Origin of the sequence: Martinezella tropici (assembly GCF_003287875.1) — a bacterium.
GTDB lineage: Bacteria > Pseudomonadota > Alphaproteobacteria > Rhizobiales > Rhizobiaceae > Rhizobium > Rhizobium tropici_C.
In genome coordinates this window covers 26,593-43,554 of record NZ_QMKK01000053.1, presented here as the reverse complement: position 1 = coordinate 43,554, position 16,962 = coordinate 26,593, and the positions used below count along the sequence as shown (strand labels likewise).

At 61.4% G+C, this 16,962-nt stretch carries 17 protein-coding genes; 9 read left to right on the top strand and 8 right to left on the bottom strand.

Going from position 1 to position 16,962, the window contains the following annotated elements:
- Positions 1 to 100: 100 nt before the first annotated feature.
- Positions 101 to 1,225 (top strand): IS110 family transposase, encoded by a 1,125-nt coding sequence (locus tag DQ393_RS25335; protein WP_112339943.1) that lies wholly within the window; start codon positions 101 to 103, stop codon positions 1,223 to 1,225.
- A gap of 389 nt (positions 1,226 to 1,614) precedes the next feature.
- On the opposite strand, the gene DQ393_RS25330 is transcribed toward DQ393_RS25335, so the two are convergent.
- The 3 genes from DQ393_RS25330 to DQ393_RS25320 all read right to left on the bottom strand — a co-directional run bounded on the left by DQ393_RS25330 (position 1,615) and on the right by DQ393_RS25320 (position 4,183).
- On the bottom strand, positions 1,615 to 1,896 hold the full coding sequence (locus DQ393_RS25330) for a hypothetical protein (RefSeq protein WP_112344459.1): 282 nt from the start codon (positions 1,894 to 1,896) through the stop codon (positions 1,615 to 1,617).
- 386 nt (positions 1,897 to 2,282) lie between these two features.
- On the bottom strand, positions 2,283 to 2,915 hold the full coding sequence (locus DQ393_RS25325; protein ID WP_112344458.1) for a Vgb family protein: 633 nt from the start codon (positions 2,913 to 2,915) through the stop codon (positions 2,283 to 2,285).
- Between the two features lie 47 nt (positions 2,916 to 2,962).
- Entirely contained in the window at positions 2,963 to 4,183 is a 1,221-nt protein-coding gene (locus DQ393_RS25320; protein WP_112344457.1) for a helix-turn-helix domain-containing protein, read from the bottom strand.
- A gap of 119 nt (positions 4,184 to 4,302) precedes the next feature.
- On the opposite strand from DQ393_RS25320, the gene DQ393_RS25315 reads away from it, so the two are divergent.
- On the top strand, positions 4,303 to 5,100 hold the full coding sequence (locus tag DQ393_RS25315; protein ID WP_112344456.1) for a DUF899 domain-containing protein: 798 nt from the start codon (positions 4,303 to 4,305) through the stop codon (positions 5,098 to 5,100).
- Entirely contained in the window at positions 5,100 to 5,384 is a 285-nt protein-coding gene (locus tag DQ393_RS25310) for a hypothetical protein (protein WP_112344455.1), read from the top strand. The genes DQ393_RS25315 and DQ393_RS25310 overlap by 1 nt, the downstream gene beginning before the upstream one ends.
- Positions 5,385 to 5,391: 7 nt before the next feature.
- On the opposite strand, the gene DQ393_RS25305 is transcribed toward DQ393_RS25310, so the two are convergent.
- On the bottom strand, positions 5,392 to 6,204 hold the full coding sequence (locus tag DQ393_RS25305) for a helix-turn-helix transcriptional regulator (RefSeq protein ID WP_112344454.1): 813 nt from the start codon (positions 6,202 to 6,204) through the stop codon (positions 5,392 to 5,394).
- Between the two features lie 185 nt (positions 6,205 to 6,389).
- Between DQ393_RS25305 and DQ393_RS25300 the strand changes: the two genes are divergently transcribed.
- The 5 genes from DQ393_RS25300 to DQ393_RS25280 all read left to right on the top strand — a co-directional run bounded on the left by DQ393_RS25300 (position 6,390) and on the right by DQ393_RS25280 (position 11,208).
- On the top strand, positions 6,390 to 7,481 hold the full coding sequence (locus tag DQ393_RS25300; protein WP_112344453.1) for an ABC transporter ATP-binding protein: 1,092 nt from the start codon (positions 6,390 to 6,392) through the stop codon (positions 7,479 to 7,481).
- A 22-nt stretch (positions 7,482 to 7,503) separates the two neighbouring features.
- Positions 7,504 to 8,667 carry a polyamine ABC transporter substrate-binding protein gene (locus tag DQ393_RS25295; RefSeq protein ID WP_112344452.1) on the top strand — a complete coding sequence of 388 codons (1,164 nt, stop codon included), beginning with the start codon at positions 7,504 to 7,506 and terminating at the stop codon, positions 8,665 to 8,667.
- 87 nt (positions 8,668 to 8,754) lie between these two features.
- Positions 8,755 to 9,621, top strand: a complete 867-nt coding sequence (locus DQ393_RS25290) for an ABC transporter permease (RefSeq protein WP_112344451.1) — start codon at positions 8,755 to 8,757, stop codon at positions 9,619 to 9,621.
- On the top strand, positions 9,621 to 10,433 hold the full coding sequence (locus DQ393_RS25285; RefSeq protein WP_112344450.1) for an ABC transporter permease: 813 nt from the start codon (positions 9,621 to 9,623) through the stop codon (positions 10,431 to 10,433). Before DQ393_RS25290 ends, DQ393_RS25285 begins: the two co-directional genes overlap by 1 nt.
- A 13-nt stretch (positions 10,434 to 10,446) precedes the next feature.
- Positions 10,447 to 11,208: an SDR family NAD(P)-dependent oxidoreductase gene (locus DQ393_RS25280; protein ID WP_112344449.1), complete on the top strand. Its 762-nt coding sequence runs from the start codon at positions 10,447 to 10,449 to the stop codon at positions 11,206 to 11,208.
- Between the two features lie 123 nt (positions 11,209 to 11,331).
- Here DQ393_RS25280 and DQ393_RS25275 read toward each other — a convergent pair whose 3' ends face one another.
- From DQ393_RS25275 to DQ393_RS25265, 3 genes are all read right to left on the bottom strand, one after another.
- On the bottom strand, positions 11,332 to 13,020 hold the full coding sequence (locus tag DQ393_RS25275; RefSeq protein WP_112344448.1) for a cis-3-hydroxy-L-proline dehydratase: 1,689 nt from the start codon (positions 13,018 to 13,020) through the stop codon (positions 11,332 to 11,334).
- Positions 13,021 to 13,092: 72 nt separating this feature from the next.
- Positions 13,093 to 14,334, bottom strand: coding sequence for an NAD(P)/FAD-dependent oxidoreductase (locus DQ393_RS25270; protein ID WP_112344447.1), 1,242 nt, complete (start codon positions 14,332 to 14,334; stop codon positions 13,093 to 13,095).
- A complete protein-coding gene (locus tag DQ393_RS25265; RefSeq protein ID WP_112344446.1) occupies positions 14,334 to 14,627 on the bottom strand; it encodes a hypothetical protein in 294 nt (97 codons plus the stop codon). The genes DQ393_RS25270 and DQ393_RS25265 overlap by 1 nt, the downstream gene beginning before the upstream one ends.
- Positions 14,628 to 14,794: 167 nt before the next feature.
- Between DQ393_RS25265 and DQ393_RS25260 the strand changes: the two genes are divergently transcribed.
- Positions 14,795 to 15,832 (top strand): Ldh family oxidoreductase, encoded by a 1,038-nt coding sequence (locus DQ393_RS25260; protein ID WP_112344445.1) that lies wholly within the window; start codon positions 14,795 to 14,797, stop codon positions 15,830 to 15,832.
- A gap of 89 nt (positions 15,833 to 15,921) precedes the next feature.
- On the opposite strand, the gene DQ393_RS25255 is transcribed toward DQ393_RS25260, so the two are convergent.
- On the bottom strand, positions 15,922 to 16,884 hold the full coding sequence (locus DQ393_RS25255; protein WP_112344444.1) for a dihydrodipicolinate synthase family protein: 963 nt from the start codon (positions 16,882 to 16,884) through the stop codon (positions 15,922 to 15,924).
- Between the last annotated feature and the right edge of the window lie 78 nt (positions 16,885 to 16,962).

The following is a 16,962-nucleotide window of genomic DNA, read 5'->3' as shown; positions in this document are numbered from 1 at the left end:
TGAGACCCCATGTCCTTAGCCGGCAGGGTGGCTCGTCTCGCATTATGTTCAGAACGAGGGTTAGCTGCAGCGCCAGAGCCTCAAACATAGGAGACGAGCCGTGGTCGATGATATCGCAGTTTACGTTGGTTTGGATGTGAGCAAGGAAAAAATCGCGATCGGTCTGGCGGAAGCGGGCCGCAAAGGTGAGGTTCGCTATTACGGCGAAATTGCCAACCGTGCTGATGCGGTGCGCAAATTTGTCGACAAGCTTGCTGGACGTCACGGACGCCTGTGCCTTTGCTATGAGGCCGGCCCGACAGGTTATGGATTGTATCGTCAACTTCGCGATCTTGGCCATGAATGCCTTGTCGTCGCGCCATCGCTGGTTCCGACCCGTCCGGGGCTTCAGATCAAGACGGATCGCCGCGATGCTGTCGCGCTTGCCGCGTTGTTGCGCGCTGGTGAACTGTCGTCCATCTGGGTTCCCGACGAGACACATGAGGCCATGCGCGATCTCTGCCGGGCAAGGGAAGTGACGGTCTCGGATCTACGGCGCGCGCGCCAGCATCTTTTATCGTTCCTGCTCCGGCACGGGCGGGTCTTCGAAGGCCGCTCTCATTGGACAAGAGCTCATCGAAACTGGCTGGCGACACAGCGCTTTGATCACCGTGCGCAGCAGATCGCTATGGAAGAATATATTCGTGCCATCGAGCAAATCGAGGAACGGCGTGAGCGGTTGACCCGGCAGATGGTGGCGCTCTTGCCGGACTGGTCGCTTAACCCTGTCGTCGAAGCGATCCAGGCCCTGCGCGGTGTCGCACAGATCTCGGCGGTGACACTGGTATCGGAGATCGGCGACTTCAGACGCTTCAACAATCCCCGGCAGTTCATGGCATGGCTGGGTCTGGTTCCCAAAGAGCGCTCGACCGGGGCCAGCGTGTCGCGGGGTTCAATCACGAAGGCCGGCAACACCCGTGCGCGGCGCATGCTGGTCGAAGGCGCATGGACCTATAGATTGCCTGCGCGTGTAAGCCAGGAAATCCTGAAACGAACGGAGGGGCTGCCTGAAGCGATCAGGGCGATCGCCTGGAAGGCGCAGGTGCGGCTATGCCAACGATATCGGCGCATGCAGGCTAGTGGCCGCCCCACAAACATCGTCATCGTCGCCATCGCGCGCGAGCTCGCTGCCTTCGCCTGGGCGATTGCGACGACAGTTCCCATTACCCCAACAAAGGCAGCCTGACGAAAAGGCATCAAGGGAAAGGAGAAAACAAGTTCAATTCCATCACGCTGTTTATTGCTGGGCGTGGCGGCCGGTCAGGGTAACCCTCGTTGTGATTCTGCGAGCCTGAAACGGCAACACGCGCCATGTGAGACAGAGGAAGGCCCGAGACGAACCACGGTCCTGCGGTATCCAACCCGCGCATCAGAGTCTGATCAACCGTCGTCTCAATGCCGCCGCGTCCTGCAATAACCAGCCCGTTTCTTTCGGCGCTGAAAAGCGAAACGAAAACCTATACCCCAATCCTTGAAAACGGACATGAGAATCACATCTCAAGCAAAATTAATAGGTCCTGAGCCTAGATCAAGACCTGAAGCGCAAGAGGCGAGCCTGAAAGATCGCGATGCGCTTCAGTGAACCGAAATGCCATTCTTTCTTCGTCCATTCAGCAGATGAATGAACGTGATGCCCTGCTCCAGCAGAAGCTCGGCAGCCTTCAGGTCCTTCGGGCCGAGATCCGACGAACAGCTGCGAAGATTGCATGCGAGAAAGAAGGAATTGGTGGCGGCTAGCGCATCGCCATCCTCCTCCGCCTCTTCGGCGGCAGCCTGCAGTACATCCGCAACGGCCGTCATAAGGTCGGCGCGCTCCTGCAGGTTCATTTCATCGAGACTTTTCGTGATGCCATTCATGACGCCTCCTCCGCGCACGCGAATATCTCCGGCATCGACCGGGCCGGCGCAGCTTGCAACTGGACATGATAGAAATGCGATTGGTAAGTCAGATATGGCGACGACGGCGTCAAACAGCAAGGCATGGCTTCCATGCCAAGAGCGCATGGCACTGCGGCCGGCACCCGAGGTGCGTTTGGCGGAATCGACCTATCGCGGGGATCGATCCTAAGGCGCCGTTGTCCCCGGGGACGTTCTAAAGGTGTGGTATCCAGTGGTGATCCGAATGGAGCCTTTCAAGTGGCATCCGTAAGCCAATACTTTCCGAATCTGAAAAATAAAGCCGCCTGCCGGAACGCATCGAAGACCGATCGACCTCCGATGCGGGATATCTCTATCAATGCCGTTCAGCGCGGACGGCGGATCGCCCGCAGTTTGCCGCTGCTGCCGCCGCCGGCATAGAACCGGTCCTTGCCATCGGATTCGAGGCCGGAGACGCCGGTCCCTTCGGGCATTTCGAGCCGCTCCAGCACTTCGCCCGTCGCCGGATCGACGCGGCGCACATCGCTTTCGTCGCCCTCCCAGGTGCCATGCCACAATTCTCCGTCGACCCATGTGACGCCGGTGACGATACGGTTGGATTCGATGGTGCGCTTGATGGCACCGGTTTCGGGGTCGATTTCGTAGATCCTGCGGCCGCGATGCTGCCCGACCCACAGGCTGCCGTCACTCCAGGCGAGGCCTGAATCGCCGCCGTTGCCGGGCGCGGGAATGGTGGAAATGATATTTCCTGTCGCGGGATCGACCTTGTGAATCTTGTCCTCGGCGATCTGATAGAGGTAACGCCCGTCGAAAGCGGTGCCTGCATGGGACGCAACGTCGATCGTGCGCACCTGTTCGCCGCTCTCCGGGTTCAGAGCATGCAGCTTTTCGCCGGAGGCGAACCAGACGTGCTGGCCATCGAAGGTAACTCCATTCACCCTCGGCGCGTTCTCGAAGGGACCGTATTCGCGAATGATTTCTGCTCGGGACTTTTTCATGCTTCCATCCTCCGGTCGGAATTGGTCGAGTGTCGATATGAGAGACCTTAGTCGCTCGGCAGCGGCCCAGGGAGTAACAATGTTGTCGGGAAGCCGACAACCGGCGGCATCATCCAGCGGCAGGCTCTCCCATTGCCGACACTTTGCACCATTCCAGCCGCTGCAAGCGCGTCGAGAGCACGCTGCACCGTGCGCGGGCTTGTCGCCAGTGCAATCGACAATGCTGAACTCGACCAGGATTCTCCATCCGAAAGCAGAGCGAGCAGCGAGCCATTCTCGACTTCCACCGGTGGCGCCAGTACCACGACACCGCGTTCTCCACGCGGCGTCAGCGCAAAACCGCGCGGCGTCGCGCTGATATCGGCCAATGGCTCCAGGGCGGCGCGAAGCCTCCCGATCTCGACCCTCAGCCGCGCCCTGTGGGATTCGTCGGCATGGCGAGCATGGAAGGCGCGGGAAAGCAGGGTAGAACGCGGTACATCGGCGGGAGCGGCCTCGGCAAGCGCGCGCGCCAGGGCAAAGAGCACCGGCCGGCTCGCAAGCGGCACGATCTCGCCGCCGCTGCGCACGATATTGCGGCAGGCATCGACCACCAATATTCCAGACGCCAACAGGGCCTCGACCTCGTCGAGCGACAGCAATTTCTCCTCGCCCTGGGCTACCAGCCGCGCAGCCGGGGCATCCAGAGCACGTGTCGCATCGCGCACTTCGATCATAAGTGCGGGGATCCCTGCCTTGCCGGCCGCTTCCGCGGCGCGCGCAAGGGCGGCGCGGGCCGGCGCGATCCGCAGGCGGCGGATGGCGATGCCGGCGACCGCCAGTTCATGGCTCGCCCTTGCGGCTGGTGGCAGCGGCGATGGATCGAGCTTCGCCAATAGGCGTTCGGCCTCGTCCAGATGGCCGACAAGCAACAGACGGCGTATCTGCAGGTTGCGGGCATGGGCGGCATTGACGTGGTCGCCATGTCTTTCGAGGGCCGCCCTTGCCGTCTCCAGCGTTTTTTCCGGCCAGCCAAGGTCACGCGACACAAGGGCAATCTCGGCTTCGGCCACGGTGCACCGGGCACGGGCGACAGCCTCGCGGGGACCAAAGGCGCGCGCGGCGCTCTTCAGAAGTGTCTTGGCGCGGACAAGATCTCCGAGCTGCGCCATGGCAATGCCGCGCAGCGCCAGCGCCGGCGCATCCTCGCGCAGCGACACACGCTTCAAAGCGCCCAGCACATCGCCTGATGCAAGCGCCTGAGCTGCAGCGACGATCAGCGAGTCCATCGAAATCCCGTCACACTTGTAACTCCCACCCCTTCGGTCTCCAGGGGTAAGTTATCGCATATCGGCAGGCAAGATGTAGCGCCGACACGGACGAGCTGACCGACAAGAGGAGATGAACCATGACGATGCATAGAACTGGAACGCGCCAGGAATGGCTTTCGGCACGGCTTTCGCTACTGGAGCAGGAAAAGGAACTGACGCGACGCAGCGACGAGATCGCCGCCCGCCGCCAGGAATTGCCCTGGGTGAAGCTGGAGAAGGACTACCGGCTCGAGACCGAGAAGGGCGTCGTTCCGCTCTCAGGCCTCTTCAAGGGCCGCTCGCAGCTTCTGGTCTATCATTTCATGTTCGGACCGGACTACACGGCCGGCTGCCCATCCTGTTCGTCGATCGCCGATGGCTTCAACGGCATCGCAGTGCATCTTGAGAACCACGATGTCGCTTTTTCCGCAGTATCCAGGGCGCCGCTTGCCAAACTGTTGGAATTCAAGCGGCGCATGGGCTGGACCTTCGACTGGGCCTCATCGGCCAATAGCGATTTCAACCACGATTTCAACGTCTGGTTCACGCCGGAAGAACAGCGCGACGGTGGCATCGAATATAATTACCGTCGCGAACCGCCGATGCCCGACGCTCAGGCGGGCAAGACGATGCAGCAATGGGAGCTGCGCGGCAGCGAAGGCCCGGTGCAATTGATGGCGTCAATGACAGGGACGAATGTCCCAACCTACACACGCGACCGGCCCGGCGTCAGCGCTTTCTCGATCCAGGATGGCGACATCTACCACACCTATTCGTCCTATGCCCGCGGCCTTGACGGTCTCTGGGGCATGTATCAGTGGCTCGATCGCGCCCCGCTCGGCCGCAACGAGACCGGTGTGTGGTGGAGACACCACGATCGATACGGAGCAAACTGATGTCTGGCTCATCCGAAAACAATGAAAGGGTCGGCAGACATGCCGCCGCCCCTGCCCTGCCAGCCATTGCCGGTCGCTGGCTGGCAATGGCCGCTGCGCCAAGTTTCGCCCTCATGACGGTGCTGTCTGCCTATGGCGCGACCGGCGACATGATCTGTTCGGCGCATGATAGTTCGATGCTCGGCGGCATGGTGCCGATGTATCTGCTCATGAGCCTCTTTCATTGCGGTCCCTGGCTGAAGCTTCTCGCGAGAGAAGAACCAGGCGCCCGCATATCAGCCTAGATGCCGACTAGGCGAGGTTCTTGAGATAGAGCGAAAGCAGCTGGGTCTGGGATGAGATGCCGAGCTTGCGATAGACGTTGCGGCGGTGAACCTTCACCGTCCCCGTCGAGATATTGAGCTTCAGACCGATCGATTCCGACGAATGCCCCTGTAAGACGAGTTCGACGATGGCAGTCTCCCGGCTCGTCAGATTGAGATCCCGCCAGACAGCTTCCGCTGGCGGGACAATCTCGTTCTCGCCCTTCCTGCGCCGGCTCCTGCTGCCGGCCACCAGTTGCGCATCGAAGCGCGAGGCGAGGCCGGCCCAATAGTGTCGCACCATGTTTGCGACGAGCGGTTCGACCTTCTTCAGCGTCGCAAATTCAGCAGGCGGAAAAACCCCGGTCCTCTCGCGCCGCATCAATGAAAGGACGATGGTGACGTCCTCGTCGGCATTGACGAAGAAGCCGATCTCCTCGGCAAGTCCGGTCTGCACATAATAGGTTCGGTAGTACTCGCTGGAAAAGAAGCGATCCGGCGCCAGCTCCCGCATCCTGAGCACGCCTTCGCGGCGGCTGCGCGCCGTGTGATAGAAGGGATCCAGCAGATAGGGGCCAGCCTGGTAGAGCGTGACGAAAACGACATGCTCTTGGGGATCGAAAGTGCTGTAGAGATCGATCGGCCGTTCCTTGCCGCGATAGGCGAAAACGACCACGTAATCGAACCGTACCAGCGACGCCATCATCTGGCGGAACGTCTCTCCGAACTCGGCATCCGTCATCGTCGATCGGCCGATCGTGGCGTTGAAGGCGGCAAACAGCCCTTCAAGGTCGGTGCTCATGTGACGGATCCCCTCTGCCGCCCTGCGCATTCAGCGCAGCCCCTATATACACCTCCCACGAAGCATTCTGCACGAAAATACCTCTTTCGGGGTATATACCTCGCGAGAAGCTCAGGCTTACTCTTTCCTTAACGACGGTGGCAATAAGGCAGATCAAGACTGCCGACCAACCGCAGGGAACAGACGTGGCATCCGCTTCAACGAACGATATCGAATTCCGTTCGGTCACGAAGAACTATGGCGCCGTGACCGCCGTGATGGACATCAATCTCAATGTGCCCAAGGGCGCATTCCTGGCGCTTCTGGGGCCTTCCGGCTGCGGCAAGACGACGTGCTTGCGCATGATCGGCGGCTTCGAACAGCCGAGCGAAGGCACAGTGCTGATCGACGGGCGGGAGATGAACGGTGTTCCGGCCTACCGACGCCCGGTCAACATGGTGTTCCAGCACTATGCGCTGTTTCCGCATTTCAACGTCGCGCAGAACGTCGCCTACGGGCTGAAGCAGATGCGCCCGAAGATCGGCGGTACCGAAATCGACCGGCGCGTTGCCGAAGCGCTCGAGATGGTTCGCCTCGGCGGTTTCGCCAAGCGCCGCATCCATGAAATGTCCGGCGGGCAGCAGCAGCGCGTGGCCCTGGCGCGCGCCATCGTCAACCGTCCCTCCGTGCTCCTGCTCGACGAGCCGCTGGCGGCCCTTGACAAGAAACTGCGCTCGGCCATGCAGATCGAGCTTCAGACGCTGCAGCGCGAGCTCGGCATTACCTTCGTTCTCGTCACCCACGACCAGGAAGAAGCACTGTCGATGGCCGATATCGTCTGCGTCATGAGCGCAGGGCGCATTCGCCAGCTCGGCACGCCGCAGGAAGTCTATGATCGCCCTGCCGATCTCTTCGTCGCCGATTTCGTCGGCAAGACCAACCGCATCGAGGCGACGATGGAAGCCGACGGCAAAACGCTTCGCCTGGCGGACGGTTCGGCACTGTCAACCGGCAAGCGGCTCGCACCGGGAGCGGCAATTGCCGCCCTGCGTCCGGAAGCGATCCATCTCAGCCGCGGCATGGCGGCAGCCGGTATGTCCTTCAAGGGCACGGTGACGCATCGCATCTTCCTGGGCTCGTCAGCCGAATATGCGGTCACCGTCCCCGGTCTCGGCGATTTCCTGATCACCTCGGATCGCCGCAGCATGAACGAAAGCGATCTCGTGGGTCCGGGCGAAGAGGTCTTCCTCGGCTTCGACCCCACAGCCCTCCATGTCTTTCCAGCATCGAATGCATAAGCCAAAACAAGGGAACAGCATCATGAGCAAGGATTATAAGGACAATCTTCCGATTTCAGCCGAAGGCTTCATGGACGAATTCATGCGCCTGAAGCGTGGCTCGATCAGCCGTCGTCACTTTCTGAATATCACAGGCCTCGGCCTTGCAACGGCGGTTCTGTCGCGCTTCCCGGGCGCGCTGTCGACGCCCGCCTATGCCGCCGGCGAACTCGGCACGCAGATGTCGATCGCGACCTGGCCGAACTATCACGACCCCGCGACCTTCGAGAACTTCAAGGCAGCAACCGGCGTCGCCGTCGAAGTCAACGTCTTCGGCTCGAATGAGGAAATGCTCGCAAAGCTCCAGGCCGGCGCCTCCGGCTGGTCGCTCTTCGTACCGACCAACTACACGATCTCGACCCATCACAAGCTCGGCCTCATCGAGGAACTCGATCTCTCCAAGATTCCGAATTTCAGCCAGGCAACGGAAAGCCCGCGCTTCACCAAGGAAGGGCAGATCGACGGCAAGACCTATGCCGTGCCGAAGAACTGGGGCACGACCGGCTTTTCCGTCAACACCAAAAAGATCAAGACCAAGCTTTCGAGCTGGAAGGACTTCTTCGAGATTGCGCAGACGGAGGCCGACGGCCGCGCCATGGTGCACGATTATCAGCTGACCACCATCGGCAGTGCGCTCGTTTCCCTCGGCTACGATTTCAACTCGATCAAGCCGGAAGAGCTCGCCAAGGCCGAGGAACTATTGATCAAGGTCAAGCCGCATCTCTTTGCCATCAACTCCGACTATCAGCCGTCGATGCGTTCGACCGACGCCTGGCTGACCATGTGCTGGACCAATGACGGCGCGCAGCTCAATCGCGACATGCCCGAGCTTGACTATGTGCTCGGCAAGGACGGCGGCGAGATCTGGACCGACTATTACGCGATCCCGAAGGATGCGCCGAACAAGGCCGCCGGCTATGCCCTGCTCAACTATCTGATGGACCCGAAGAATGCGGTGAAGGAGCACATCGCCAATGGCGCACCGACCACCGACAGCCGTGTGATCGAGCTCCTGCCGAAGGAAATCACCTCGAACAAGATCGTCTATCCGGATGAAGCCTCGCTGACGCCGCTCGAATTCGGTGCCGCCGTCACGCTCACCGATCCGAGCCGTGCCGAACTGATGGCGCGCTTCAAGTCGGCGTGATCGTTTTTCTTCGACCCGATCCCTTGCACCATGACGGCGGTAAGGGATCGGCTTCCTTCTCAGCACCGGCGGACAAAGAACCTCTCGATGCCCCTTAACCCTGCCACCAAACGGCGCCTCGTCACCGCTGCCCTTGTCGGGCCGGCAAGCATCTGGCTGTTCGTCTTCCTGGTGCTGCCCTTCATTGCCATCATCGTCTTTGCCTTTGGTGAGCGTGCGCCCGAAGGCGGCTATCAGGCAGCTTTCACCTTCGCGCAATTCGCCAATCTCGGCTCGCGGTCGGCCGCTTTCATCAATACGTTGATCCTTGCGCCGATCGGTGCGGCTGTCTGTCTGCTCGTTGCTTATCCGGTCGCCTATTATCTGGCCGTCAAAGCGAGCCCCCAACGCCGCCTGCTGCTCGTCTCCCTCGTCGTCGTGCCCTTCTGGACGAGCCTGCTCGTGCGCACATACGCCTGGATGTACCTGCTCGGCGCACGCGGCATTCCGCATCTGCTGGAATTCTTCGGCATAGAGAACACCAGACTTATCAACACGCCCGGTGCCGTGCTGCTTGGTATCGTCTATGGCTATCTGCCGCTGATGATCATGCCGATCTATGTCAGCCTCGAAAAGCTCGACCGCCGCCTCCTTGAGGCTTCTGCCGATCTCGGCGCCAGGCCCGTCTCGACCTTCTTTGGCATCACGCTGCCGCTCTCCTTGCCCGGCGTCATGACCGGCGTTGCCCTGGTGACGATCCTGTTGCTTGGCGAATATCTGATCCCGCAGTTGCTTGGCGGCGGCAAGGTGTTCTTCATCGGCAATGCGCTCGTCGACCTCTTCCTGCAATCGCGCAACTGGCCATTCGGATCGGCGATCGCCGTGACCCTCGTTGCTGTCGTCGTCATCGTGCTCCTGGTTGCCATGCGCATTGCCTGGCGCGTCGCCGGCACCCGTCAGGTGGATCTCGTCTGATGCGCGCGCTCGTTACCTTCGTCTATCTGTTCCTCTATACGCCGATCGCGCTCGTCGTCCTGTTCTCCTTCAACGCCGGCCGCAATGCCAGCGAATTCACCGGCTTTTCGACGCAGTGGTACGGACGGGCGCTATCCAACACTTTTCTGATGGAAGCGCTGCGCAACAGCCTCATCATCGCCTTTACCAGTGCCGCGCTCGCCGCAATCTTCGGCACCATGGCGGCAATCGGCTTGGAACGGCTCGGTCCTCGCGCCCGCGCCGTCTTCGACGGGCTCTTTGCCGCCGCGACCGTCGTGCCTGGTGTCGTCATCGGCATTGCGACGCTGGTGGCGCTCGTCGAGGTCTTCGGCATCATCAACCCGTTGATCGCAGCCGTCTGGCCTAGCGATCAGCCACCGAAATTCGCACTCGGGTATGGCTCGATCATCGCCGCGCACGGCCTCTTCACCATGGCGCTGGTGACGATGATCGTGAAGGCGCGCATTGCAAGCCTTGGCCGTGACATCGTCGAAGCCTCCAGCGACCTCTACGCCACGCCGCTGACCACGTTCCGGCAGATCGTGTTGCCGCAGATCATGCCATCGATCCTCGCCGGCTTCCTGCTCGCCTTCACCTTCTCCTTCGACGATTTCATCATCGCCTTCTTCGTCGCGGGATCGAATACGACGCTGCCGATCTATGTCTTCGCCTCGATCCGCCGCGGCGTCACGCCGGAGATCAACGCGATCGCGACCATGGTGCTGATCGCATCGCTCTTCCTCATTCTCATCGCGCGTTTCCTGATGCGCGAAAAGACAACGACAAACTGACCAGGGAAACATCATGATACTCAAGAATCGGGTCGCAATCGTCACCGGAGCCGGCTCCGGCATCGGCCGCGCCGGCGCGCTGATCATGGCGCGCGAAGGCGCGCATGTGGTCGTCGCCGATATCGACTTGGCAAATGCCGAGGAAACTGTGAGCCAGATTGCCGAGGCGGGTGGCAGCGCCGAAAGCCTTGTTGTCGACGTCATAGACGATCAGGCGCTTGAGGCCGGTGTCGCAAAGATCGCCGCCCGGCACGGACGCATTGATATTCTGCACAATCACGCCGGCGCTCAGGTCGCCGGTAATCTGGAAGAGGTCCCGGTTTCCGGTTTCGATAGGTCCTGGAACCTGAATGTTCGGGCGCATTTCATGGCTTCGCGTTTCGTCATGCCGATCATGAAGAAGGCTGGCAAGGGCGTCATCCTCAACACCTCGTCGTCATCGGGCGTGCTCTATGATCGCGAGATGATCGCCTATACCACCTCCAAACACGCGGTCACCGCCATGACCCGCCAGATGGCCGGCGACTATGCCCGCTTCGGCATCCGCGTCAACGCGCTCTGCCCCGGCTGGGTCGACACGCCGTTCAACGCGCCGTTCATCACGCAGATGGGCGGACGCAGCGCCATCGAAGATTACATCGCCGAGAAAGTGCCGCTTGGACGATGGGCCGATGTGTCGGAAATCGCCGAACCGATCCTGTTCCTCGTTTCCGACCGCTCCTCCTACATGACAGGTCAGATCCTCGTCGTCGATGGCGGCGAAACGGTCGTCTAGAGCCGTTTGTATTGACGCATTTCCGGACGGAAAACCGCTCCGCACTTTTCCTGGAATTGCTGCTCTAGGCTTGCGGACGTAGACGTCTCACCGATGCGTGAAATCCGTGCGCCGTCGTTCCTCTCAAAGCCAGTCCGGCAGCCCCGCCGCCACGCGCCCGGCGACAGCTGCCTCGACGCAATCGGCAAGGCTGCCAAAGCGCACGGCGCGTCCGCTGAGCCCCGGCCCGTAATGCGCATACTTGCCCGAATTGGTCATGACCGCACGCGTGCCGGGCGGAAAGACCGGCTCGGAGATCGAGCACCAGCAAAGGTCGGGCAAAACCTGCACGCCGCTGTCACGCAGCCGCGCCAGCGTCCCGTCAGCCTCGGCAGTCGCGATGACATCGCGCCCCGCCGTGACGATGACCATCACCTCAGGCAGGCGGCGCCGGCCGGCAAAGGCGTGGGCGAGCGCATGGCATTCGGCAAGCGAGGCGTGCGGGCTGCCGATGGCGACGAGCTCGACGGCTTCCGGCCCCTCGTTTAACATCCTCCAGGCGGCAGCCATGTCGGCGCGTGTGATGGTAAGGCGATCGGCATTCGGATCGAGAGCATCGACAGCCTCCGGCGTCACGCCTTCGACATGCAGCATGGGAGCAGCAGATGTTGTGCCAAAGGCAGCACAGAGCGCCTTCAGGTCGTCGCGCGCCGGATGTCCGGCGGCAAGACCACGCAGCAACGGAATGCGATCGGGAGACGCCTTTCCGGCGAGATAGCCGATGAGCGGCCAGAAAGCATCGTCGCGACCTTCGGGAAGTTCGACATCGAGGATACGCGTCGCCTTGCGATTTTCATCCAGATATACGCCCGAAAGCGGCGCGCGACCTGTCAATGCAATACAGAGATCGAGGAAATCGGGATGCTTGGCGGTGCGCGCACCAAGCACGCTGTTGGCGAAGATCACGGCATTGGACTCCGCCCAGCCAATGGCCTCGCCGGCGCCCGGTGCGCTGTCGAGCAGATAGGGAGAGCAGGTGAAAGTCGGGCGGCAGCCCATGCGCACATAGGCATCCGCCAGCCGCGCGGCGGGATCGCCAAAATCCTCCGGCACGCCCTGCGATCTCCAATTGGCGCGATCGACGGAAATGGCGTTCATGGTGGTAGGTATGCGCACACGTCCGCCGAACTCAGCCATCTTTTCCGCAAAGGTCAGGTTGGCTGGGCTTGCATAGATGCATCCATCGATATGACCCTGCGTCACGTCGATAAGCGAAGTGGCGCCCTGCTGAGCCGCCATGGCGGTCAATATGCGCGTGGCCTGAGCAACCGCAACGCCTTCGCCGCCCGCAAGCATGAACCTGTCGGCCTCCGTCAAGGAAAGCCCGGCGATAGCAGGTGGCAAAAGAGGCATGGTCTCGCCATCCGCGACGATGGCAGCGGTTTCGATCCTGACCGTCTTTGCATGCGCCAGACGGGCAAAGACATCCGGATGGAGCCGCACGACGGGCAGCTGCCGGCCGAACATTTCGGCGGCGACAAGTGCGCCGAGCGTCAGCACATCCTCGGCTTCGCAGAAGATCAGGGCAGCCGGCGCGCGGCCTGTCAGCGCGAGATCGAGCAGCACACCGGAACCACTGCAGGAGCCGCGGCTCGAAGGCATCATCAGGATTGCGCCAGTGAGACATTCGCCATGCAGAGGATGATGGATATCGATGACCTTGCCGGTGGCCGGATCGACCCCACCCCAGAAGCTGAGGGCCTCCTGCGTGGCGACGACGCGGCCCTCCGCCGTGCCACCCATGATGCTGCGAGCCGATGCCGTGTCGTTCATTTCATCGTGGGTCCATATGCGAGAGGATTGTAAGCACCGATGTGGAAATCCACATCGTCATGCCTGTTTGCATTAGAAGCGTTGCGGCGAGAAGGGCGTCAGATCGATCGCCGGCGCCTGCCGTGTCAAAAGGTCGGCGACAATACGCGCCGTGCCGGCGGATTGGGTCAAACCGAGATGGCCATGGCCGAAGGCATAGATCACGTCCGGCGTCGCCTTGGCGCTGCCGATCGCAGGTAGACTGTCGGGCAGCGATGGGCGGAAGCCCATCCATTGCACGCCACCTTCCGGCTTGAGGCTGGTCAAGAAACTACGCGCCTTCTGCAGCATGGCTTCGGAACGGCGAAAATTCGGCGGCAAGGCCAATCCGCCCAGCTCCACCGCACCACCGACACGAATGCCGGTCGAAAGTTTGCTGACGACGAAGCCATGGCCGCCGAAGGTGATCTGCGTGCGCAGGTCGAAGGCATCGGCCGGAAGCGTCGTGTTGTAGCCGCGTTCGGTTTCGAGCGGAATGTGCTCGCCGAGCGTCTTGGCGATCCGATGCGAGAAGGCGCCGGCAGCCAGAACAACCTTGCCAGCCTGGCGCAGCTTTCCATCCGCAGCCACCACCTCGACCCCAACCGGGAGCGCCCGAAGCGACGAAATCTCCGATGTCTCGATGACGCCGCCGTGGCTGCGAAAATGCGCGGCCAGCGCCAGCGTGTAGAGCTTAGGATCGGCGATGGAATACCAGCCGGGCGTGAAAGTGCCGAGGATGAAACGCGATGCCAGCCCCGGCTGGATCGCTGCCATCTCGTCGGCTTTCAGATGCTGGAATTCGATGCCGTGATTGCGGCGAACCTCCCAGCCTGGCAGCGAAGCGCGGAATTCCGCCTCGCTTTCATAGACTTGGAGATTGCCCTCCTTGCGCAACATGGAGAGCGTCTCCGTCGCGGCGAGAAACGGCTCAAGCTCGGCCTTGGAAAGATCCATCAGGCTTGTCTGGGCCGCCGTGGCGTGGGCAACGCGCGAGGGCTGGCAGGCACGCCAGAACCGAAACATCCAGGGCGCGATCTTGAGCGCATAGGCGGGCGGCACCGACAGCGGCCCGAGCGGATCGAGGAGCCATTTCGGCGCCTTTTTCAAGATGCCGGGGGACGCCAGCGGCAGGATATCCGTGAAGGCAAAGGCACCGGCGTTGCCCGCCGAAGCGCCGGCGGCCGGTCCCTCGCGGTCGACGACCATGACGCTCAAGCCCCGCGCCTGCGCCGCGATCGCGCTGGAAAGGCCAACAACACCGGCCCCAATGACGATAACGTCCGGTCTTGCCATCAACACGCACTCGAAAGAGATTTCTGCTGATACTGCGGCGCGCCGAAAATCTGTTTGGACTTGCCGATCTCGGTCATGGCGCTCCGGTGGAAATAGGCAACGCGATCGGAGACACCGCGAGCAGGTGTTGGTCCAAGCGTCAGGCAGATCATGGTCATCTCTCCTCCCGGTGCGGGATCAAGCGCAGATATTACGTCATCAAACAACATATGTTCCGGCGGCATGGCAAGCGTTCTTGTCGGAAGGATCGAGAACGTCTCGGCAACGTCGGTATGGGCCTGTTTTACCGTCATTTCTTCGGCTGCAGCAGCATGATATTTGCGGATGACGGTAATTCACTGGTCTTCCTCAACTGAAGCCGAAAAGCACGAAAGGATCGCATGTCGATTTCTTGTATTCTTTTTGTATTTATAATTTTCAAGTCTATGATGCAAGCGAACATAATATGGGAGAACCGAAATTGAGTGACGTGACCACCCTGACACCGGATGCGCTGCGAGGCCGTGTCGAAGCGATCCTTTTAAAAGCCGGCGTCAATGCGCAGCAAGCCGGTGCAATCGCGCGGGTGATCGTCGCCGGCGAACGTGACGCTTGCAAGTCGCACGGCATCTACCGCATCGAAGGTGTGTTGCGTGCGGTCAAGGCCGGCAAGGCACGGCCCGATGCGGTGCCGGTTCTCGAACAAAATGATGGCTCCGCCATCGTTCGCGTCGATGCCAAGAGCGGCTTTTCCAATGCTGCCTTCGAGCTCGGCATGCCTGTGCTTGCCGAACGGGCTCGCCGCTTCGGCATTGCCGCACTCGCCATCAACGACTGCACGCATTTCGCAGCGCTCTGGCCGGAGGTGGAAGCCCTGACGGATCGAGGCCTTGCCGCCTTCGCCATGTGCCCGAGCTATTCCACCGTCGCGCCCGCCGGAGGTACAGCGCCGCTCCTCGGAACCAACCCCTTCGCCTTCGGCTGGCCGCGCATCGACAATCCGCCTTACGTCTTCGACTTCGCGACGTCGGTTGCCGCCCGCGGCGAGATCGAGCTGCATCGCCGCGCCGGCAAGCCTCTTCCAGAGGGCTGGGCGATCGATTCCGACGGCCAACCGACCACGGATCCGGAGGCAGCACTTGCCGGCGCGATGCTGCCGTTCGGAGGCCACAAAGGCTCGGCCATCGGCACGATGATCGAGCTTCTGGCCGGCATCATGATCGGCGACTTCACCAGCCGTGAGGCGCTCGATTATCTCGGCTCCACGGCCTTTGCGCCGCGGCACGGCGAACTCATCGTTGCCTTCTCGCCGGAGGCTTTTGCGGCTGGTCGACCTGGAAATCCGCTCGCCCGTGCCGAAGTGCTGTTCGAAGCGATTGTCGGCCAAGGCGCGCGCCTGCCCTCACAACGTCGCTTCACCGCTCGCGCTCGTGCGGAAAAGGATGGTATCCCGCTGACAGCAGAGGAAATCCGCCAACTCGATCGCCTTGAAGAACTCGGCCTCGACGCCGTGGCCTGAGCAACGTCAAAACGTAACTGAAAGCTAACATAAGATAACAAAAGAGGCCCATTCGGGCCTCTCACGTTTGGGCTTGAGCTTGCGACCACTTAGGCCTTGTACTTTTCCACGGCGCCCGGAAGCTTGCTCCACTCGGCGTACCAAGTATTGAACAGCTTGAACTGCGCCTCGACATAGCCGCGCTGGCTGTCGTTCAAGACGTCGCTTTCGTTGAAGTGCAGCTCATATTCCTTGTCTCCCTTCAGCACCATCATGTGCTTGAAGAAGAGAACCAGGTCCGGACCTTCATCGAAGGATGACAGGACGGCGAGCGCCTGCTCGAGTTCAAGCGCGCGCTGGCGTGCATCGACGTCGCCCTTGGCTGCGGCCTGGGCGAGGTTGCAGAGATGAACGACTTCCCTCGGCAGGACGTTGCCGATGCCGGTGATGGCACCCGTCGCGCCGCAGTTGACGAAGCCATGGAAGACGGCCGTGTCGACGCCGATCATCAGCGACACGTCATCGTCGCGGCTCGTGATGTTCTCGGCGGCATAGCGCATATCGGCAGGGCCGCCGAACTCCTTGAAGCCGACGAGATTTGGATGCTCGGCACGCAGCGCAAAGAACAGATCGGCACGCGTGGCAAAGCCATAATAAGGGCTGTTATAAATCACGGCCGGAAGATCGGGAGCGGCCGACAGGATCGCCTTGAAATGCGCCTTCTGGGCAGCGATCACCGAGCCGCGCGACAGCACGCGCGGGATCACCATCAGCCCCTTGGCGCCGACCTTCTGCGCATGAGCGGCATGGGCAACGGCCGATGCCGTATTGACGGCGCCGGTGCCGACGATGACCGGCACGCCCGCCTTGGCCAGCCGCTCGACGCCCTCCATGCGCTGCGCATCGGTCAGAAGCGGCCAATCGCCCATCGAGCCGCAATAGACGACCGCCGACATGCCTTCGGCGATGAGCTGCTTGGCCTTGCGCACGAGCGCATCGAAATCGGGGCTGCGGTCGGGCTTGCACGGGGTCATGAGCGCCGGGATCACGCCGGAGAAAACGCTGGATTTCATCTGTCTATCCTTTTGGCTTTAGGGTGGATCGGCAACCAGCCCAGCCGCATCCGCCGCCGCGCCTTACCGTCTTTGCAG